This window comes from Fuscovulum ytuae, assembly GCF_029953595.1.
In the GTDB taxonomy this organism is placed as follows: Bacteria; Pseudomonadota; Alphaproteobacteria; order Rhodobacterales; family Rhodobacteraceae; genus Paragemmobacter; species Paragemmobacter ytuae.
The window spans coordinates 3,067,321-3,086,212 of record NZ_CP124535.1 but is presented as its reverse complement, the minus strand read 5'-3'; the positions used below and the strand labels follow the sequence as shown (position 1 = coordinate 3,086,212).

21 protein-coding genes are annotated in these 18,892 nt (G+C 63.1%); 7 read left to right on the top strand and 14 right to left on the bottom strand.

All coding sequences use genetic code 11. The features are described from left to right. Window positions 1–26: 26 nt before the first annotated feature. From soxZ to QF092_RS14870, 5 genes are all read right to left on the bottom strand, one after another. Window positions 27–356: a thiosulfate oxidation carrier complex protein SoxZ gene (soxZ, locus tag QF092_RS14890; RefSeq protein WP_281465002.1), complete on the bottom strand. Its 330-nt coding sequence runs from the start codon at window positions 354–356 to the stop codon at window positions 27–29. A 23-nt stretch (window positions 357–379) separates the two neighbouring features. Beyond that, window positions 380–799 carry a thiosulfate oxidation carrier protein SoxY gene (gene soxY, locus QF092_RS14885; protein WP_281465000.1) on the bottom strand — a complete coding sequence of 140 codons (420 nt, stop codon included), beginning with the start codon at window positions 797–799 and terminating at the stop codon, window positions 380–382. Between the two features lie 29 nt (window positions 800–828). Continuing rightward, window positions 829–1,302, bottom strand: coding sequence for a sulfur oxidation c-type cytochrome SoxX (soxX, locus tag QF092_RS14880; RefSeq protein ID WP_281464998.1), 474 nt, complete (start codon window positions 1,300–1,302; stop codon window positions 829–831). A gap of 104 nt (window positions 1,303–1,406) precedes the next feature. Then, complete coding sequence (locus tag QF092_RS14875) at window positions 1,407–1,994, bottom strand: thioredoxin family protein (RefSeq protein WP_281464997.1); 588 nt, start codon at window positions 1,992–1,994, stop codon at window positions 1,407–1,409. A gap of 16 nt (window positions 1,995–2,010) precedes the next feature. Then, window positions 2,011–2,748, bottom strand: coding sequence for a cytochrome c biogenesis CcdA family protein (locus tag QF092_RS14870; protein WP_281464995.1), 738 nt, complete (start codon window positions 2,746–2,748; stop codon window positions 2,011–2,013). A 78-nt stretch (window positions 2,749–2,826) separates the two neighbouring features. Between QF092_RS14870 and QF092_RS14865 the strand changes: the two genes are divergently transcribed. From QF092_RS14865 to QF092_RS14855, 3 genes are all read left to right on the top strand, one after another. After that, a complete protein-coding gene (locus QF092_RS14865) occupies window positions 2,827–3,186 on the top strand; it encodes a thioredoxin family protein (RefSeq protein ID WP_281464993.1) in 360 nt (119 codons plus the stop codon). An 87-nt stretch (window positions 3,187–3,273) separates the two neighbouring features. After that, entirely contained in the window at window positions 3,274–3,615 is a 342-nt protein-coding gene (locus QF092_RS14860; RefSeq protein WP_281464991.1) for an ArsR/SmtB family transcription factor, read from the top strand. A gap of 52 nt (window positions 3,616–3,667) precedes the next feature. After that, the gene (locus QF092_RS14855) at window positions 3,668–4,711 is read left to right on the top strand and encodes a YeeE/YedE family protein (RefSeq protein ID WP_281464989.1); all 1,044 of its coding nucleotides are present in this window, start codon (window positions 3,668–3,670) and stop codon (window positions 4,709–4,711) included. A gap of 11 nt (window positions 4,712–4,722) precedes the next feature. On the opposite strand, the gene QF092_RS14850 is transcribed toward QF092_RS14855, so the two are convergent. The 4 genes from QF092_RS14850 to QF092_RS14835 all read right to left on the bottom strand — a co-directional run bounded on the left by QF092_RS14850 (window position 4,723) and on the right by QF092_RS14835 (window position 9,962). Further along, entirely contained in the window at window positions 4,723–4,989 is a 267-nt protein-coding gene (locus tag QF092_RS14850) for a hypothetical protein (protein ID WP_281464987.1), read from the bottom strand. Then, on the bottom strand, window positions 4,986–5,519 hold the full coding sequence (locus tag QF092_RS14845) for a hypothetical protein (RefSeq protein WP_281464985.1): 534 nt from the start codon (window positions 5,517–5,519) through the stop codon (window positions 4,986–4,988). The genes QF092_RS14850 and QF092_RS14845 overlap by 4 nt, the downstream gene beginning before the upstream one ends. A 191-nt stretch (window positions 5,520–5,710) precedes the next feature. After that, a complete protein-coding gene (locus tag QF092_RS14840; protein WP_281464983.1) occupies window positions 5,711–8,821 on the bottom strand; it encodes an efflux RND transporter permease subunit in 3,111 nt (1,036 codons plus the stop codon). 4 nt (window positions 8,822–8,825) lie between these two features. Then, entirely contained in the window at window positions 8,826–9,962 is a 1,137-nt protein-coding gene (locus QF092_RS14835; RefSeq protein WP_281464981.1) for an efflux RND transporter periplasmic adaptor subunit, read from the bottom strand. A gap of 142 nt (window positions 9,963–10,104) precedes the next feature. Between QF092_RS14835 and QF092_RS14830 the strand changes: the two genes are divergently transcribed. Beyond that, window positions 10,105–10,716, top strand: a complete 612-nt coding sequence (locus QF092_RS14830) for a TetR/AcrR family transcriptional regulator (protein WP_281464979.1) — start codon at window positions 10,105–10,107, stop codon at window positions 10,714–10,716. On the opposite strand, the gene QF092_RS14825 is transcribed toward QF092_RS14830, so the two are convergent. Genes QF092_RS14825 through QF092_RS14805 form a run of 5 tightly spaced genes read right to left on the bottom strand, consistent with a single transcriptional unit; the run spans window position 10,713 to window position 15,639 of the window. Further along, window positions 10,713–11,780 (bottom strand): DmpA family aminopeptidase, encoded by a 1,068-nt coding sequence (locus QF092_RS14825; protein WP_281464977.1) that lies wholly within the window; start codon window positions 11,778–11,780, stop codon window positions 10,713–10,715. The two genes, QF092_RS14830 and QF092_RS14825, sit on opposite strands and share 4 nt — an antisense overlap. A 1-nt stretch (window position 11,781) precedes the next feature. Continuing rightward, window positions 11,782–12,618 carry an ABC transporter permease gene (locus tag QF092_RS14820; protein ID WP_281464975.1) on the bottom strand — a complete coding sequence of 279 codons (837 nt, stop codon included), beginning with the start codon at window positions 12,616–12,618 and terminating at the stop codon, window positions 11,782–11,784. Then, complete coding sequence (locus tag QF092_RS14815; protein WP_281464973.1) at window positions 12,615–13,493, bottom strand: ABC transporter permease; 879 nt, start codon at window positions 13,491–13,493, stop codon at window positions 12,615–12,617. The genes QF092_RS14820 and QF092_RS14815 overlap by 4 nt, the downstream gene beginning before the upstream one ends. 1 nt (window position 13,494) lies before the next feature. Further along, window positions 13,495–14,565, bottom strand: coding sequence for an ABC transporter ATP-binding protein (locus tag QF092_RS14810; RefSeq protein ID WP_281464971.1), 1,071 nt, complete (start codon window positions 14,563–14,565; stop codon window positions 13,495–13,497). Window positions 14,566–14,613: 48 nt separating this feature from the next. Further along, a complete protein-coding gene (locus QF092_RS14805) occupies window positions 14,614–15,639 on the bottom strand; it encodes a polyamine ABC transporter substrate-binding protein (RefSeq protein ID WP_281464969.1) in 1,026 nt (341 codons plus the stop codon). Window positions 15,640–15,666: 27 nt separating this feature from the next. On the opposite strand from QF092_RS14805, the gene QF092_RS14800 reads away from it, so the two are divergent. From QF092_RS14800 to QF092_RS14790, 3 genes are all read left to right on the top strand, one after another. Further along, complete coding sequence (locus tag QF092_RS14800) at window positions 15,667–16,623, top strand: MurR/RpiR family transcriptional regulator (protein ID WP_420026469.1); 957 nt, start codon at window positions 15,667–15,669, stop codon at window positions 16,621–16,623. 122 nt (window positions 16,624–16,745) lie between these two features. Further along, window positions 16,746–18,500 (top strand): DNA polymerase III subunit gamma/tau, encoded by a 1,755-nt coding sequence (locus QF092_RS14795; RefSeq protein ID WP_281464965.1) that lies wholly within the window; start codon window positions 16,746–16,748, stop codon window positions 18,498–18,500. Continuing rightward, on the top strand, window positions 18,476–18,877 hold the full coding sequence (locus QF092_RS14790) for a hypothetical protein (RefSeq protein ID WP_281464963.1): 402 nt from the start codon (window positions 18,476–18,478) through the stop codon (window positions 18,875–18,877). The genes QF092_RS14795 and QF092_RS14790 overlap by 25 nt, the downstream gene beginning before the upstream one ends. Window positions 18,878–18,892: the final 15 nt, after the last annotated feature.

Below are 18,892 nucleotides of genomic sequence, written 5' to 3'. Positions count from 1 at the left end.
GCGTCTCCTCCCTCGACGGTTCGCGCTCAGACGACTTCGATGGGCTTCGCGTCTTCGTAGACGGAGCCATCGTCATCATACCAAGTGAACTTGAACTCGCCTGCCGCATCGACCTTTGCGTCGAATTCGAAATAGGGGTTGGTGGACACGGCCGGGTCGATCGACACGTCCACCACATTCACCCCGTTCAGATCGCAGGTGAAGCGATTGATGATCGACCGCGGGATCAGCTTGCCTTCGGCATCCTTGCGCTGGCCGGATTCCATCTTGTGGCTGATCAGGGCCTTGATCGTGACCACCTCGCCCGCCGCTGCCGATTTCGGCACTTTCACGCGGGGTTTTGCATCTGTTGCCATCGTCTCTCTCCCTTTTCCCGATCTCAGCCGCCGCAGCCGCCGATGGTGACCTTGACCGTCGCCTGTGCCTGCACGATGGAACCATCGGCCATCTTGGCCATGGCAATCACGTCCTGCGTCTTTGCCAGCCGGATGCGCGTTGCCGCGCGCTGGCTTCCTGCCGCAGGGCCGAAGGTGAAGGTCGCCACCGCAGGTTCCGGGTTGCCAGCGGCGAGCAGCATGATCGCCACCGCGCCGGGGGCGTCGACCTCGACCGGGACGGTGTTGCCGTTTTCCGCGATTTCGGGGGTGGTCAGGGTGATGCCGTCGGTTCCCGCAGCCGCGCCGCCCGTGAAAGCCGCCGTCAGTTCATCGACCGTGGCCGCCGTGCCAAGGCCCGGAAAGGCCGCAGCGGCGATCCCGCCGAAGCCGACCCAAATGGCATTCCGTCTGGAAAGTTTCATCGTCATCTCCTTGCCTCTGTTCCGGGCCGTCATTCCTTGAGCGTCATCAGGAAGGCCACGACATCCTCGATCTGCTGGGCCGACAGGATCGGCGGCAGGTCGCCTTCGGGGGCCTTGCCGCTATAGGCGGCACCGGGCCGTATGAACCCTTCGGTCTTGTAGAAGGCCGGCATGAAGCTGCCTTCGAAGGTCATCTTGGCATTGGCGACGATCCCGCGAAGCTGCGCCTCGGACCAGCGATCCGCCACACCGTCAAGTGGCGGCGCGATGGTGCCGGGAAACTGCACGTTCGGGATTGCGTTCACCTGATGGCAGGCCACGCAATTCCCAAGGGCGTTGGTGGTCATCACCTTCACACCCTCATCAGGATTGCCCGGTGTTCCGGTCAGCGATGCCTCCACCGCCCCCTCGACATAGGCTACATCTTTGGGTGCCATTTCAGACAAAGCGGGCGTGGCAGCGGCAAAGGCCACTGCCGACGCCAGCCAAAGCCGGCGTGTCATTGCGATCCTCCCTGATCTCTCCCTGACATCACGATAACAACGGGATGCCATCGCATGCAACAGAAATATATGTATCTGTGAATATTCCTATATGCGAAGGAACATCAATCGCTTGCGCCTGTCTGTTCACCTGCTTGTTCCAGCGCCATCTGCTCGGCCACGAACTTCTGGAACTGCTCACCCGACTCATATCGGTGGTCGCGAACCCATGTCATCAGGGCTGCCGTCGTGCCCTTGCCAAACGCGCCGGGCATCATGGCGACCGCAGCTTCTTCGGCCGTTGCGCCCTCAGGCACCTCTTCGGGCAGAAAGATCAGCGTGGGCGTGAACATGACGCCCCAGCGCATCGCCATCTCTTTTTCAGGCAGCACAGTGCCGTCGAAATCTGTCACCTCGACATCACCGAAAAGGTTCATCTGGACCACGAAATAGCTTTCGCGGATCAGGGCATCGACCTTGGGGTCGGGATAGACCTCTTCATGCATCTTGGTGCAATAAATGCACCCCCGCTGTTCCACCGTGATCAGCAGGCGTTTGCCCTCGGCGTTGGCCTCGGCCAGATCTTCGCGCAGGTCCTTGAAGGTTTCGCGCAGCCACTCGGGCTTGTGCAGCCCATCATCGCCCAGTTCCACCGCCATGGCTGGCAGCGCAGAAAGGACCAGCGCCGCAAGCATCCCCGAAATCCGCTTCATCTCATCCTCCCATTCGTCATTTCAAAGTGGCCGACCAATCGAAATTGCGGATCATCCAATCCGCGATGATGTTCACCGAATTGGTGGCAATCAGCAGGCCGAAGATGATCAGCATCACCCCCATCGCCTTTTCCACATGCCCCATCAGGGCGCGGTGCCGCGCCACCCACGCCAAGAATGGCCCCGCAAAGGCCGCCGCCACCACGAAGGGCAGCGTCATCCCAAGGCCATAGACAAGCAGGAGCGCCCCCCCCCGCCACAGATCGCCCATCCCGCTGGCCACCATCAGGATCGCGGCCAGCGCCGGTCCAACGCAGGGCGTCCAGCCGAAGCCGAAGGCCAGCCCCATCACATAGGCCCCGATCAGGGTGCGCGGCTTTGCCTGCGACTGCACCCGCGCCTCACGGTAAAACAGGGCGATGCGCAAGAGGCCAAGGAAATGCAGTCCGAACAGAATCAGGATGCCGCCTGCGACCCAAGACAGCACCTCGCGCCATTGCAGGAAGACCCGGCCCAGAGCAGTGGCCCCCATCCCCAGCAAAACGAAGATCGACGTAACGCCCAGCGCGAAGGCCACTGCCTGCACCACCAGCCGTCCCTGCGCCCCCGGCGCGATGCGGCCGCCGTCGCGCAATTCCTTGACCGACAGACCGGCCATGTAGGACAGGTAGAAGGGCACCATGGGCAGAATGCAGGGCGACAAAAAGGACAAAAGCCCCGCAAGAGCCGCACCGGTAAAGCTCACCTCCAGCATTGCCCCCTCCCTGAAGCGCTGCATTGCCGAAGCGGCAAACATATATTAGGATATTACTATCTTTTGATGGACGTCAACATGACCCTCCGCAGCCTTGCCCTTGCCGCGATGTTGGCCTGCCTTGCCCCGGCTGTCTTTGCGGCAGAGCTGGAGCTGTTGATGGTCGAACAGCCCGGTTGCGTCTATTGCGCCCGTTGGAATGCCGAAGTGGCACCCGAATATCCCATCACGGCCGAGGGAAAGGCCGCGCCCCTGCGCCGCATCCAATTGCACGCAGCCCTGCCCGACGGCGTTACCCTTACCGTGCCAGCTGTCTATACGCCGACTTTCATCCTGCTTGCCGATGGCGTGGAACAGGGCCGGATCGAGGGCTATCCGGGCGAAGATTTCTTTTGGCCGCTTCTTGCGGGCATGATCGCCACAGCCCAAGCGCGCTAGGCTGTGGCAGGGCATTATCTTGTGGTCCGCTGTGGGCCAAGTCATGTATAGCCAGCACAGAACGGGGACAGGGAACTGGATCAGATCGTGACAGCGCGGGGCGCAGACGACACGCCCGATCACCTTGCCCCTTTGGTGGCCGAGGCGGAGAGCGCTGCCAATTTCCTGAAGGCCTTGGGGCATGACGGACGGCTGACCATCCTTTGCCACCTGCATTCCGGACCGAAATCCGTCACCGAACTTGAAAACCTGCTTTCGGCACGGCAGGCTGTCGTCAGCCAGCAACTGGCCCGCCTGCGGCTTGAAGGACTTGTCAGCGCGCGGCGCGATGGTCAGGTGATCTATTATTCGCTTCTCGACCCTAAGGTCGCGGAGATGATTGAACTGCTTTGCCGCCTCTTTGGCACCTCGGCGAAAGACCGGGGATAGGGGGCGGCCAGCCCGCAGGTTGCGCCGCGGGACACCAGAGGGAGGAAGAACGATGGAAAGCTTTCCCATCGGTATGCTGGCGGCCATCGTCGGCCTTGTCGGGGGTTTGGTGTTGGGCCTTGCCGCGCGACTTGGGGATTTCTGCACGCTAGGGGCGATAGAAAGCGCGCTTTACGGGCAGGATCAGCGGCGGCTGCGGCTTTGGGGCGTGGTGCTTGCCGTGGCGATCCTTGGCACGCAACTGGGCGCAATGGCCGGCTGGATCGATCTGGGCGCGACCTTCTACCACGACCTGCAATGGAACCCGATCGCCTCCATCGTTGGCGGTCTGGTCTTTGGCTATGGCATGGCGCTGGCAGGCAATTGTGGCTTTGGGGCCTTGGTGCGCTTTGGCGGCGGGGATCTGCGGTCGCTCGTGGTGGTGATCGTGATGGGGATATTCGGCTTTATCGCCCTGTCCGGCCCACTTGCGCCACTGCGTATGGCGCTTTTCCCGCAGCCTGACGCCGACGGACCGCAGGGGATTTTGCACAGCGCAAGCCTGATCGGCCTGCCGCCATTGGTGGTCATCACTGTTCTTGCACTGGCCCTGCTTGGCTGGGGGCTTGCCTATGGCGATCTGCGCCGGTCGCCCCGGATGATCCTTTGGGGAATCGCTGCCGGCGTGGCGGTCGTGTGGTGTTTCGTCGGCACGACATGGGTCGCCAGCCAAAGCCTTGGCGCCATCGGGGTGGAAGGTCCGTCCTTTACCGCCCCCGTCGGGAGGACGCTGATTTTTCTGATGACCTCGACCGCCGGGGGGATCACCTTTTCGGTAGGATCCGTCGTGGGGGTGATGGCGGGCGCGCTGATCGGGTCGATGATCCGGGGGCTGTTCCGCTGGGAGGCCTGCGAAGACCCGCGCGAACTGGGTCGTCAGGTCGGTGGCGCGGTTCTGATGGGGATTGGCGGCGTGGTGGCAATGGGCTGTTCTGTTGGCCAAGGGCTGACCGGCTTTGCAACGCTTGCATGGTCCGGCCCGGTCACGCTGCTGGCAATCGGGTTGGGGGCAAGTGTGGGGTTGCGTCAGCTTATTTCGGGGTTCCAGCCGGATTGATACGGGAGTGACTATTCCCCGCTGCGGGCGAAGTCGACATCCACTGCCACATCGCATTCGGCCATTCCCGCAGCGCGGAAGATGGCTTGACCCGATGCATCTGCGGCATCGGTGCGAAAGGTGACAAGCAGGCTGCCTTTGGCCAGATCTTCAGTTTCCAGTCGGGTATCGACGGCGACCGCGATCTTCGCCATCGACATATCGACGCCATCCGCAGCCCCGGTAAAGGCCCGCGGCCCCCTGCGCGTCCAGCGCATCGACGAGGGGCCGATGCTCATTTTCTTGGGATCAAAGCGGCCGGCCCAGCAAACGGCGCGGGGGGGCCTGCCGCATTGGACAACAAAGGGTCAAGGAGGGCGCCAAGTCCTTCAGGACCACCGCTGTCCTGACGGGCGATGATGGCCGGGGCCCATGTGCCATTGCGCGGGACGATCTCATCGAAAAGTTCCAGCTCGCAGATGCCGTCGCCGCCCATAAGCGTGTCCACCTCATCACCCGTCAGCCGGGACTGGATATAGGCCCCGTCGAAGGAGACGAGGATCATCTCCTCGGTCCCCTCTGGCGCGGGAATGTCGGTGGCGGCCTCAATCTCGGATGGAGCGAAGGCGGCGGGATCGGCCCGTTCCGGGACAGGCGCCGGGGCGGGAACGGGGCGCGGCCGCGTCATTATCGATGCGGAATGCGTGGTGCCGGCGGTCACGGCACTGGGCGTCACCTTGATGGCAGAGGAAGCGGCATAGGCCTGACGATCCTTGGGCACGATGGCCAATTTGCCGATCGCAGCAGCGACGGATTCGAATTCGGCCATAGGGTGGCGGAGATCGAATTGATCTGTGGAAAGGGCGACAATCGGTAAGGGGTGCACGATCGGCACAGGAGAAAACTCCGTCAGCCATCACCAATGGCGGCCTACGCTATGCCCCGTGAGCGAGGTCTTTCCTGCGCCGTTTGAAGCAATGTCAGTTTGGCCAAAGCCCACGGCATGCAAAGGGTGGGGGATCACTCTCCCGCCAGACGAAGCGCAAGCAGGGGCGGGCCGATGGGTTCGTTGGCCTTGGGTTCCTTTTGCGGCGTGGGTCGGACACGGAACCATGCCGCATAAAGCGCGGGCAGGAAGAACAGTGTCAGCACCGTGGCCACGATCAGCCCGCCCATAATCGACATGGCCATCGGCCCCCAGAATATGGACCGAGCCAAGGGGATCATCGCAAGGATCGCGGCCAGCGCCGTCAGGACCACGGGTCGCGCGCGTCGGACCGTGCTTTCAATGATCGCCTCCCACGGGGCGGCCCCGGCGGCAAGGTCCTGATCGATCTGGTCCACGAGGATCACCGTGTTTCGCATAATCATGCCTGCAAGCGCGATAACGCCCAGAAGCGCCACGAAACCGAAGGGCGCGTTGAAGATCAAAAGTGCGGCCACCGCCCCGATTGCCCCCAAGGGCGCGGTCAGGAAGACGAGGAACAGCTTCGAGAAGCTGCGCAGTTGCAACATCAGCAGCGAAAGCATCACTATGAACATCAGGGGGAAGATCTTAAACAGCGCGGCATTGGCCTTTGCGCTTTCCTCGACCGCTCCACCAGTTTCGATCCGATAGCCGGGGGGGAGCGCATCGATCAGCGGTTGAAGCGCGGGCAGAAGTTCCGCCGTCACCGTGGGTGCCTGCACCGAAGGCGGCACGTCGGCACGCACCGTCAGCGCCATGTCGCGGTTGCGACGCCAGAGGATCGGTTCTTCGTAGCCGTATGAGATTTCGGCCAGTTGCGACAAGGGAACGGCGGCGCCTGACGGTAAAAGGACCGTAAGTTCAGCGATCCGCGAGGGATCGGTCCGTTCCTCTTGCGGGGCGCGGACGATCACGTCAATCAATTCGGTGCCTTCGCGATATTCCGTCACCTTCAGACCGGAAAGCAGGGTCTGCAGCGTGTTCGAAACATCCTGCGTGTTCAGTCCCAGCGCCCGGATTCGATCCTGATCCAGCCGCAGTTCCAGCGTCTTGGCCTGTTCGTTCCAGTCGAATTGCGGCTCGATGGCGCGGGGATTGGCCACCATCACGGCGCGAACTTCCGTCGCGATACGACGCACTTCGGCCGGATCGGGGCCTATGACGCGGAACTGCACGGGAAAGCCTACGGGGGGGCCAAAGACGATCTGATCGACACGGATGCGCGCTTCGGGCACCGCGCCGGCGGCGACGGCGGCATCGATCTTGGCGCGCAGGCGATCACGGGCAGCGCTGTTCTTGGCCATCACGACGGTCATCGCGAAAGAGGGATTGGGCAACGCAGGATTGAGCGCGAAGAAGAAACGCGGTGCCCCCGCGCCCACATAAGTGGACACGAAACGGACATCCGGATCGTCCCGGACCAGCGCCTCGGCGGCCAAGGCGGCCTTAGTTGTGGCCTCGATGGAACTGCCCTCGGGCATGCGGGTTTCGATGAAAAGCTCGGCCCTTGCGGAATTCGGGAAGAATTGCTGCTGCACGAAGCCCATGCCCACGCCCGTCGCTACCAGCGCCGCAACGGTTGCCCCGATCACCCACCAGCGCGCGCGCATCGCGGCGGTGACGCCTGTGCGCAGCCCGCGATAGAGGCGGCTGTCATAGGCCGCATGATGCCCGCCAGGTTTGGGCGGTGGCAGAAGCGTCAGGCCCAGATAGGGCGTGACGATCACCGCCACGAACCAAGACACGATCAGCGCGATGCCCACGACCCAGAAGATATTGCCCGCGTATTCGCCACTGGTGGATTGCGCGAGGCCCACGGGCAGGAAGCCCGCCGCCGTGACCAGCGTGCCGGTCAGCATCGGAAAGGCGGTCGACGACCATGCCGCAGAGGCAGCGGCAATGCGGTCGTAACCCTGTTCGATCTTTACCACCATCATCTCGACCGCGATGATGGCGTCATCGACCAAAAGACCCAGCGCAATGATCAGCGCGCCAAGCGTGATACGGTCGAAGTTCAGGCCCATCGCCTGCATGATGACGAAGACGATGGCCAAAACGACCGGGACGGAGAGGGCGACCACGATCCCGGTCCGCCAACCTAGCGTCACGAAAGAGACGATAAGCACGATGACCAGGGCCTCAATGAAGGCGGTGATGAATTCACCGAAGGCATCTTCGACGATTGCGGCCTGATCGGAGGACTGCGTCACCTCGACCCCCAAGGGAAGATCGGCGCGGAAGGCATCTACTTCGGCCGCCAGCCGCGCGCCCAGTTGCACGACATTCGCGCCGTCGGCCATGGCAACACCAACAGCCACGGTGGGTTGGCCGTTGAAGAAGGCGAGATAGGCAGCCGGGTCTTCGTAGCCGCGCCGCACCGTGGCGATGTCGCCAAGCCGAAGGGTCGCGGACCCTGCGGGGATCGCCAGATCGCGCAATGCGGCAAGGTTGCCCAGATCGCCAGTGATACGGACCTGCACCTCATCCGCAGCGGTCTGGATGCTGCCTGTGGCGGCCATAGCATTCTGTTGTCCGATGGCGTCGAAAATCGACTGAGGCGAGATGCCCAAGGTGGCAAGGCGGCTGTGACTGATTTCGACAAAGACGCGTTCCTCGACCTCACCGATCAGGGCGACTTTGGCGGCGTCTTCGACGGCCAGAAGACGGGTGCGCAATTTTTCCGCGTAGGCTTTCAGTTCGGCACGCCCCAGACCTTCGCCCGTGACCATATAGATGGCCGAGAAGACATCGCCGTATTCGTCGTTGAAGAAGGGGCCGATCACACCCTGCGGCAAGTTGGGGCGCAGATCGTTCACCTTCTTGCGGATTTGATACCAGACCTCGGGCACCTCTTCGCGGACATTGTCCTGCAACTGCACCTGAAGGACGGTGGCCCCTGCGCGCGAAAAGGTACGCACGTAATCGAGTTGCGGCAGTTCCTGTATCCGCTTCTCGATGGGTTCGGCGACGAGGTTCTGCATTTGATCGGCCGTAGCACCAGGCCAGACGGCAGTGACGACCATGGTCTTGATGGTGAAGGTCGGGTCTTCGGCCCTCCCCATGTTGAGATAGGCAAGCGCCCCGGCGGCCATCGCCACGATGATCGCAAAGAGCGTTACCGCCGGATTACGGACGGACAGAAGCGAGAGGTTCAGGCCGCGCATGGGATCAGCTTTCGGGGATAGAGGCGGTTTCGACGATGCGCACTGGGCGGGCGGGATCGATCTTGTGGGCACCAAGAGTGACGACGATATCCCCGTCGCCAAGTGGGCCGTGGAGGCGCAGGGTCTGGCCGGAGATGTCAACCACCTCGACAGGGACGGGTTCGACCCGCGTGCCACTGGGATCTATGCGCCAGACAGTGGCCCCACTCCCGTCATTCAAGACCGCCGTAAGCGGCAAGGTAACCGTCGGCTCTGCCGCGCCCAGCGCCAGTTCTACGGTGACCGTCCGCCCGAAGGCCACGCGCTCATCCGGCGCGTCAATCGACATGCGAACGCGGTAGGTGCGGCCCGCGGGATCGACATCGGGCGAGATGTCGCGCAGGGACAGAGCGTAGGCAGCCCCGGCATCGCCCCAAAGTTCGGCCCGCGCCGTCGCAGCATCAATCAAGGCGCGGCCCTGTTCTGGCAGCTGAAAGACCACATCCGCCGCACCTTTTTCCGCGACCGTGACGACGGCTTGGCCTGCACTCACGACCTGGCCCACCTCGCCCGGCGTGGCGGTGACGATGCCGTTCTTGTCGGCCCGCAGAACGGTGTAATCAAGACGGTTGCGCGCAAGGGAAAGCGCACGCACCGCGCGGTCGGCGCGGGCAACCGCCTCGGCCTCGCCCGAGGTGGCGCGGTCGAGCGCGGCCTGCGCGATATGGCCATCGCGGAACAGCGTGGCAGCGCGGGCGGCATCGGCGCGAGCGCGGATCAGATCAATGTCGGAGGCGGTTGCTTCAGCCTCGGCCAGTTCCAGTTCAAGTCGGGCATCAGCATCATCAAGGCGCGCGACGATCTGCCCTGCCGTCACCTCATCCCCCAATTCAACAAGGCGGGCCGTGATCTTTCCGGGCAGGCGGAAGCCCAACACCACTTCCTGACGGGGGCGGACCGTGCCCGTGTGGCGGGTGATGCGTTCTTCGGACGCAAAGGCGATCCGGGTGACGCGCACCGGCTGTGCTGGACGTTCGGCGGCAACGGTCTGGCCGGCGCTTTCACCGGGGGACAGTACCGCCCCTGCTGCCGCCAATCCGCCCAAGGACATCACCCCAAATGCCAAAAGGGCCCAAGTCCGCCGTCCAGATTTGCCAGCCATGTCGCCCTCGCGATGATTCTTGCAATGTGAGTGCCGCTAACTTATGTAAGAGTTACTTACATTGCAAGCCCCGTTGCATGATCGCCGCGAATGGCCCCTTATTCCTGCGCAGCGCCGATCCGAAAGACCGCGAGAAGATCAGATGTCCGAAGACCCGCCCGCCCGCCGCAGCTATCATCATGGCGATCTGCGCGCGCAGTTGATCGCTGCCGTTGGTGATTTGGTGGAAACCCATGGGCCAGAAGGGTTTTCCGTGGCCGAGGCCGCTCGACGCGCGGGCGTCAGTTCGGCGGCCCCTTACAAGCATTTCCGCGACCGGCCCGAGCTTTTGCGTGCGGTGGCCGCCGAGGGCATGGACCGCCTGCGCGATGCAATGGCGGCAGGGGCAGCGCGCTATCCGGCTGGATCGCTGGAATCCGTGGCGGCGATCGGTCAGGCCTATGTGGATTTCGCGCGGTCAGGGCCGGGGGTGTTCCGGCTGGTCTTCGGGTTGACCGAAGGGCATGAGGACGACCCCAAACTGCAAGAGATGGGGTCGGACTGCTTTGCCGTTGTGCTGCGTGCAACGGCGGCAGTGCTGCATCTGCCCGTCGCCGACCCGGTCGTAGGACAGCGGGCCTATATGCTTTGGACCTGTGTTCATGGCCATTCATTCCTCACGATCGACCGCAAGACGGAGGGCAAGTTCGGCATGCCCGACGATTGGACCTATCTGATGGGGATCAGCCGCGCGATCCTTGGACAGACGCGCTAGGGTGCCACGAAGATCGTCCGCAGCCGTGCCGTATCCAGCGCGCGGCAGGTTCTTCCGGGCGGCTTTACGGTGGGCGCATCCTCGCCCGCGACAAGGGCGTTGATGACGGCTTCCTCCACCGCTTCGACCGCCGCCAAATAGATCGGGTCGATCCATTCGGGGTTGATCTCTGTGCGTTGGACGAGGGGGCCCTGCACCTGCGCCATGGGACCGTCATCGGTGGTGGAGAAAGCGAGGAAGATGTCGCCCGAATTGTTCCCACCCGGCGTGCCGTTTCGCCCGATGCCTATCGCCGCCCGCTTGGCCAATTGGCGCAGCGACAGAGGCGAAAGCGGTGCATCGGTGGCAAGGATGACAATGATCGACCCCATCTCGGCGCTGTAGAGCGCGTCTTCGGGAATCAGGCGGCCCACGGGCCGACCAAGGATGGAAAGCCACGGGCGGATGCCGTGATTGGCCTGCACAAGGGCGGCCACAGTGTAATCTGTTCCACCCAACGGCACACGGCGGGAAGATGTGCCCGTGCCGCCTTTGAATTCATAGCAGATCATGCCGTTACCTCCGCCGGTGGAGCCTTCGGCCACAGGTCCATCGGAAAGCGCCGCAAGCGCCGCCAGCGCATGTTCAGGCTGCACATGCAGGGCGTTGATATCGTTCAGGACGCCGTCATAGGTTTCGGCGACAATGGGCATGGCCCAGGCGTGCTGGTCACGGAACCAATCGGAATAGGTGTCGATCATCCAGCGCGTGGCGCCCAGATGCGCCGCGCCCACGCCATGCGTGTTGGTGATCAGGATGGGGCCGAGGAAATAACCCGCATCGTCGATCCAGTGGGTTCCCGTCATCTCGCCATTCCCGTTCAGCGCGTAATGCCCCGCGCGCACTGGAAGAGGGTCGCGGCCCTTGCGCGGCAGGATCGCCGTCACCCCCGTGCGCATGGCCCGCGCAGGATCGGTCAGCGTGCAGAACCCCACCTGCACGCCCGCCACATCGGTGATGGCGTTCAGGGGGCCGGGCGTGCCGGGAAAGGGAAGGCCAAGGTCACGGGCGCGGGGTCTGGTCATGTCAGTCTGTCTTTCTGGAACGCAGCCAAAGGCCAAGGGCGGCAATGGCCACCGAAGCAAGGATAAGAAGCGTGGCGATGGCGTTGATCTCAGGCTTCACGCCGCGCCGGATCATGCCGAAGATGAAGACGGGCAGCGTCGTGTCGCCGGTCCCTGAGACGAAGTAGGTGATGACCAGATCATCCATCGAAATGACAAAGGCCAAAAGAGCCCCGCCCATGATGCCGGGGGCAAGTTGCGGCAACAGCACCTTGCGCAGCGTCACCCATTCCGATGCGCCCAGATCGGCCGAGGCCTCTTCTAGCGCAGGGTTAAGGCCCGCCATGCGGGCCTGCACGATGATGAAGACATAGGAGGTCAGGAAGGTGCAATGCCCGATGATGATGGTCATCAGCGAAAGCTGCATCCCCAGCGTGACGAAAAAGATCAGAAGGCCGATGCCCAGCACGATGTCGGGCATCATCATCGGCAATAGAAGGAACCCGTCATAGAGTTTGCGCGCCCTAAACCGATAGCGGGCCAGCGCAATCGCCGTCGCCGTTCCCATGACGGTCGAGATCGTGGTGGTGAAGACCGCAACGAACAGCGAATTGCGTAGCGCGGCCAGCATCTGGTCGGTGCTTTCGATATAGGCGGCGCGGCTGTTGGCATCCATCGCGCGTTCGGTCAGCCCGAAGATGCCAGTATACCAATCCAGCGTGAATTCCTCCCAGATCATCATGTTGACCGGGTTGGAATTGAAGGAATAGCCGATGATCACGAAAAGCGGCGCGTAGATGAAGGCGAAGAATAGCAGGGAAAAGGCCGTCAGGGCGGCCCAGCCGAGGGGGCTTTTCATGGCTGACCTCTGCGCGCACGGGTGACAGCGATCAGAAGGACGAACAACACCACAGACATGATGATCATCGACAGAGCCGCGCCAAAGGGCCAGTTGCGGGCCGAGAGGAACTGCTGTTCGACAAGGTTGCCGATCATCAACCCCTTGGCTCCGCCTAGGATATCGGGGACGATAAAATTGCCGACCGACGGGATAAAGACGATCACCGCGCCCCCCATGATACCGGGCAGCGTCTGCGGCAGGATAACCTTGACGAAGGTCTGCAGGCGGTTCCCGCCAAGGTCCATGGACGCCTCGACCTGCGCACGGTCAAGGTTATCGACCGAGGCAAAGAGCGGCAGGAACATGAAGGGGATCATCACATAGACCATCCCCAGCACCACGGCGGCGGGGGAATAAAGGATTTCCAGCGGTTCTGAGATCAGCCCCGTGGCCATCAGCACGGTGTTCAGGATACCCGACGGTTTCAGGATCAAAAGCCAAGCATAAAGCCGGACGATCAGGCTGGAAAAGAAGGGCAGCGTGATAAGGAAGAGGAACACAAGGCGCCAACGCGCGGGCAGGCGGCTTACCCAGAAGGCTACCGGATAACACAAGATCAGGCACAGCATCACCGTCAGCGCGGCATAGCCCAATGAGCGGCCAAGGATCTGGAGATAGACGGGTTCATAGACCTCCATGATCCCGTCAGCCCAGCCGAAGATGCGGCCATAGTTCCAGTGGTAGAAAGCCCATTCCACCCCGCCGTAAAGCCCCGGCGTGAGAAAGGAAAACAGCGCGATGATCAGGAGGGGCAGGAGGAAAAAGACCCCAAGGAACATGGTCACCGGGGCGAGAAGTACGGCAAGGATCGCCGATTGACGCCGGAGTGCCATGTCAGCCCCCGTCAAGCACATGAATGAGGGTGGGGTCATGGGCCAAATGGATGGCCGCCCCTTCGGCAGGGGCAGCGGCCCCGTCGCGCACCGTGACCCGCAGCTCTGGCCCGCCTGCGGTGGGTTGCACGATCAAGTGCAGGTCGCTGCCCAGATAGACGGCCCGTTTCACAGTGCCGGGTATGCCGTCGGGGGCAAGGGTAAAGTCGGTGGGGCGCAAGATGGCGGTGATCGCCTCGCCCTGCTTGCGACCCGTGGCAGGCAGGTGCAGGGCGATGCCTTCGGCGGTGCGCGCAAGGGCGAGATCGCCTTCGATCCGGTCCACGGTGGCGGCGAAAAGGTTCGTTTCGCCGATGAATTCCGCGACAAAGCGGTTCTTCGGATGGCGGAACACCTCACGCGGGGTGCCGATCTGTTCGATTCGTCCAGAGCGCATCACGACGATGCGGTCGGACATCGTTAGCGCCTCTTCCTGATCATGGGTGACGAAGACGAAGGCGATGCCAAGGGTATGTTGCAGGGCCTTCAATTCGATCTGCATCTGCTGGCGCAGATTGCGGTCCAGCGCTGAGAGCGGCTCGTCGAGCAGCAAAAGGCGCGGCTTTGCGATGATCGCGCGGGCCAGCGCGACGCGCTGCCGCTGACCACCGGACAACTGCGATGGTTTGCGCGCGCCGAAGCCAGCAAGTCCCACCTTTTCCAAGGCAGCGGCAACCTCGGCCTCATATTCGGCGCGGGGGGTTCCCTTCACCTCCAGCGCGTAGCCCACGTTGCGAGCCACGGTCATGTGGCCGAATAGGGCATAGGATTGGAACACCGTGTTCACGGGCCGCTTGAAGGGCGGCAGGCCGGACAGATCGCGCCCCTGCAGGTGGATTGTGCCACTGTCCAACGCCTCGAACCCCGAAATCGCGCGTAGGAGCGTGGTCTTGCCGCAACCCGATGGGCCGAGGAGGGTGACGAATTCATTCTCGCCCACCGACAGGTCGACCCCATCGAGCGCGGCGACGCGCCCACCTTCGGGCGTCACGAAATCGCGCCGCGCGGCGCGGATGTCCAGAAGTGCGGTCATGTCGGATCACTCGTGGCGGGCGGCCCCGGAAAGGGCCGCCCCCTTGCCTTATTGCGCCGTGCGGACAGTATTCCACGCCCGGTCATAGACGCGGAGCGCCGCGCCGATATCTTCGAAGATCTGCAACCGGGCCATCGTGTCACCCTGCACGTTGATATTCGGATTGGCCTTGATGAAATCCGGCGTGAGGTCATTGGCGGGGATGTTTGGCGTCCCATTGAACTGCTGCGCGACGTTCAGCGCGGCAATTTCCGGGCGCAGGTAGAATTCAAGGAATTTCTTGGCGTTTTCTTTGTTCGGAGCGCTGGCCAGAACGCAGATGTTTTCCTGATACATCGTCGCGCCTTCGGCCGGGATGACATATTTGATGTCCGGCGTTTCGGTGAAAAAGACGTTGCCGCCCACAAAGAAATGCGCCGCCGCGATATCGCCCGAAGACAGCATTGCCATGGAATCATAGGTGAACGCCGACACGGCGGCCTTGTTGGACAGGATGTAATCAGTCGCCGCCTGCACATCGGCAGGTTCGGCACTGTTGACCGATTTGCCATTCACCATCAGGCCGATGGCCAGCACCTCGCGCATGTCATCCAGAAGCGTGATCTTTCCGCCCGATTTTTCGGGAATAGCGAAGAAATCCTCCCAAGTCGCCACTGGCCCGGTAACAGCCTCGTTATAGAACACCCCCACCGTCCCCCATGCATAGGGCAGGCAATATTCGCTGGCGGGGTCTTCCTTGGCGCGCAGGAAGGCCGGATCGATATTCTTGAAATCGGGATGCGCGTTGATGCCCGTCTTTTCCAGAAGGCCCAGTTTCAGCATGATGTCATTCATATGGACCGACGGAAAGACGATGTCATATCCCGTCGCCCCCGCCTGAATCTTGGCCAGCATCTCTTCGTTCGAAGAATAGGTGTCCAACGTGACGGCAATCCCCGTTTCCTCGGTGAATTTCGTCAGGACATCGGGGTTGATGTAATCGCCCCAATTATACAGCGACAATGTCCCCTCGGCAGCGGCGGCACCCGCCATCAAGGTGAAGGACAGGGCAAAGCCCACAGCTTGCGTTTTCATCGACGTCTCCCGGTTGTCAGCGGCCTGATGGCGGGGCGCGAGAAACAGTCTTTGCGCAACCGACTCGGACCTGTATGTTATGACAGAAGGCTAACATTCGCATTATTTGCTGTAAACACTGTCATGCATGACTCCTCCCCCCCGGACTCGCCCCTTGCCGCAAGATTGCGCGCCTTTCAGGACGGAATGACCAGATCCGAGGCACGGATTGCACAATGGCTCATCCTAAACGAGACGGGGTTGGCCGTAGAGACGGGAGCATCCATCGCCGCCAAGACCGGGGTGAGCGAGATCACCGTCAGCCGTTTCCTACGGCGGATCGGGTTTCGCGGCATCGCCGAGTTGAAGGCCGAGATCGGATCGCCCGCCGCTAGCCTGCATATCCATGCAGCCGATCGCTATATGCGGCTGTTGGAGGGGGAATTGGGCACCCTTTTGCGCCGGGATGCTGATGCCATCCTTGGCCTTGGCGCGCAGATCGGGCGGCCCGAATGGGCCGAGGCCATCGGGGCGCTGTTCCGCGCGGATGAAGTGTTCGTGACGGGGTTCCAGACGGTGCGCGGTCTGGCAGAAGATTTCGCCCGTCGCCTATCTATCGTGCGGGGATCGGTGCGGTTCATGGCAGCGCATGATGGCGGTCTAGTGGAATGGGTGCCGTCGGACCGCCGCGCGCAGGAAAAGCGGGCGCTGATCCTTGTGGACATGGTGCCGTATGCGCGCGAGGCCGAAGTGGTGGTGCGCACCGCAAGACGGCTGGGGATCGAGGTGGTGGTGATCACAGACGAGTTGAACACATGGGCGCGGGCGCATACGCCCTATGTGTTCCACGCTGCGACCAAGGTGGGGGCCTTTCTGGAAAGCACGGGGCCGCTGGCTACGCTGTTGAACCTTGTCACCCATGCAGTGGCGGCAGAGGACCCTGACAAGGCGCGGCGCAGGGTGGGCGACTGGCCTTCGGTGCTGCGCGAGTTGGGGCTCTACTGACCGCGCACTTGGCGCGCCACAGTTACCCCGAAGAAATAGACCCACTTCGCGGTGATGCGGGACGCCACGTCTTGCCCATGCCGGGGCGCAGGCACTAGGTTGGTCCCGACCAAGGAGCCTGCATGACCGAAACCGCAGACAAAGCCTATCGCGTTCTGGCGCGGAAATACCGCCCCGAAACCTTTGCCGATCTGGTCGGCCAAGAGGCGATGGTGCGCACGCTACGCAACGCCTTTGCCGCGGACCGGATCGCGCATGCCTTCATTATGACGGGCATCCGTGGAACCGGGAAGACGACGACGGCACGGATCATCGCCAAGGGTCTGAATTGCATTGGCCCGGACGGGACGGGGGGGCCGACGACGGACCCCTGCGGGAAATGCGACCCCTGCCGTGCCATCGCGGAAGGCCGGCATGTCGACGTGATGGAAATGGACGCCGCCAGCCGGACCGGCGTGGGCGATATCCGCGAGATCATCGACTCTGTGCATTACCGGGCGGCTTCGGCGCGCTACAAGATTTACATCATCGACGAGGTTCACATGCTGTCGAACAGCGCGTTCAACGCGCTGCTCAAGACGCTGGAGGAACCGCCTGCCCATGTGAAATTCATCTTCGCCACGACGGAAATCCGCAAGGTGCCCGTCACCGTATTGTCGCGCTGCCAGCGGTTCGATCTGCGACGGATCGAACCTGAGGTGATGATGGCGCTCTTGCGTCGGATCGCGACGGCGGAAGGGGCACAGATTACCGACGGGGCGCTCGCGCTCATTACCCGCGCGGCGGAAGGGTCGGCGCGGGATGCGACCTCCATGCTGGACCAAGCCATCGCCAATGGCATGGGCGAGGTGACCGCCGATCAGGTGCGCGCCATGCTGGGGCTGGCCGATCGTGGGCGGGTGCTGGACCTGTTTGATCTGGTCGTCACAGGGGATGCGGGCGGGGCGCTGGCTGAACTTGCGGCGCAATATGCCGACGGAGCCGATCCGATGGCCGTGCTGCGCGATCTGGCCGAGATCACGCATTGGCTTTCGGTGGTGAAGGTGACACCTGCCGCCGCCGAGGACCCGACCACCCCGCCGGATGAGGCTGCGCGGGGGCTGGACATGTCCGGAAAGCTGCCGATGCGGGTGCTGACGCGGCTGTGGCAGATGCTGCTAAAGGCGCTGGAAGAGGTGGCGGCGGCCCCCAATGCGATGATGGCCGCCGAGATGGCCGTCATCCGCATGACCCATGTGGCCGACCTGCCCGATCCTGAAACCCTAATCCGCAAGTTGAGCGAGGCCCCTGCCCCCGGCCCGATGCCGGGCGGTGCGCCTGCGGGCGGCGGGGGCGGCGGGCGCATGATGCATGCGCCGGCGATGCGTATGGCCCCGGCCAGCCCCACACGCGGACCCGTGATGCAAGGCGGGCAGGCGCTGGCCGTCGCGGAAGGGACGCTTCAGGTCTATGTCAGCTTTGATCAGGTGGTGGAACTGATCCGCGAAAAGCGGGACATGAAACTGCTTTACGAGGTGGAGCAAGGCCTGCGCCTTGTTCGATATTCCCCCGGCCGGATCGAGTTCCAACCAACGCCCGAGGCGCCGCCAGACCTTGCCGCGCAGCTGGGCGCACGATTGCAGATGTGGACGGGCGCGCGCTGGGGCGTTTCGGTGGTGAATGAGGGGGGCGCGCCCACCATCGCGGAAACCCGCGACGAGACGCGGCGTATGGCTGAGGCTGAGGCGATGCAGAATCCGCTGGTGCAGGCCGTGCTGGCCGCCTTTCCGGGTGCGAAGATCGCCGATATCCGCACGCCAGAGGCGATGGCTGCGGCGGCCGAAGCGGCAGCCCTGCCGGAAGTCGAGGATGAATGGGACCCGTTCGAGGATGGCTGATCGCCCTTGCCGCGCTTGCCCCGTTGCCCGCGACGGCTGAGGTCTGCGGCGAGGTGCGCCCCGGCTGGACACCGTCCGATGGCCCGGTTGGCGCTTTGGCTGAGGCGGGCTATGTGCTGGGCTCTCCTCTCGGAGTGATCCTCTTGGCCTTCGTGCTGCTGGCGATGATCTGGCCGCGCCGCTGGTTGGCAGTGGTGGTCGCGCTGCCTGTGCTGGCATTTGCCGCCCTTTTCTTTTTGGCGCGGCGGGCCGAGCTGGCGGTTCTTGCGATGGGCGAGGGCTGCATCGGCGGGATCGGGCCGACAGTGGCGATCTTGATCCTGATTGCGGCGGCCGTTCTGGTGCGGGGCTTCACCGCCCGGCGGCGTCAGCCTTGAAGCAACGGGGGGCAA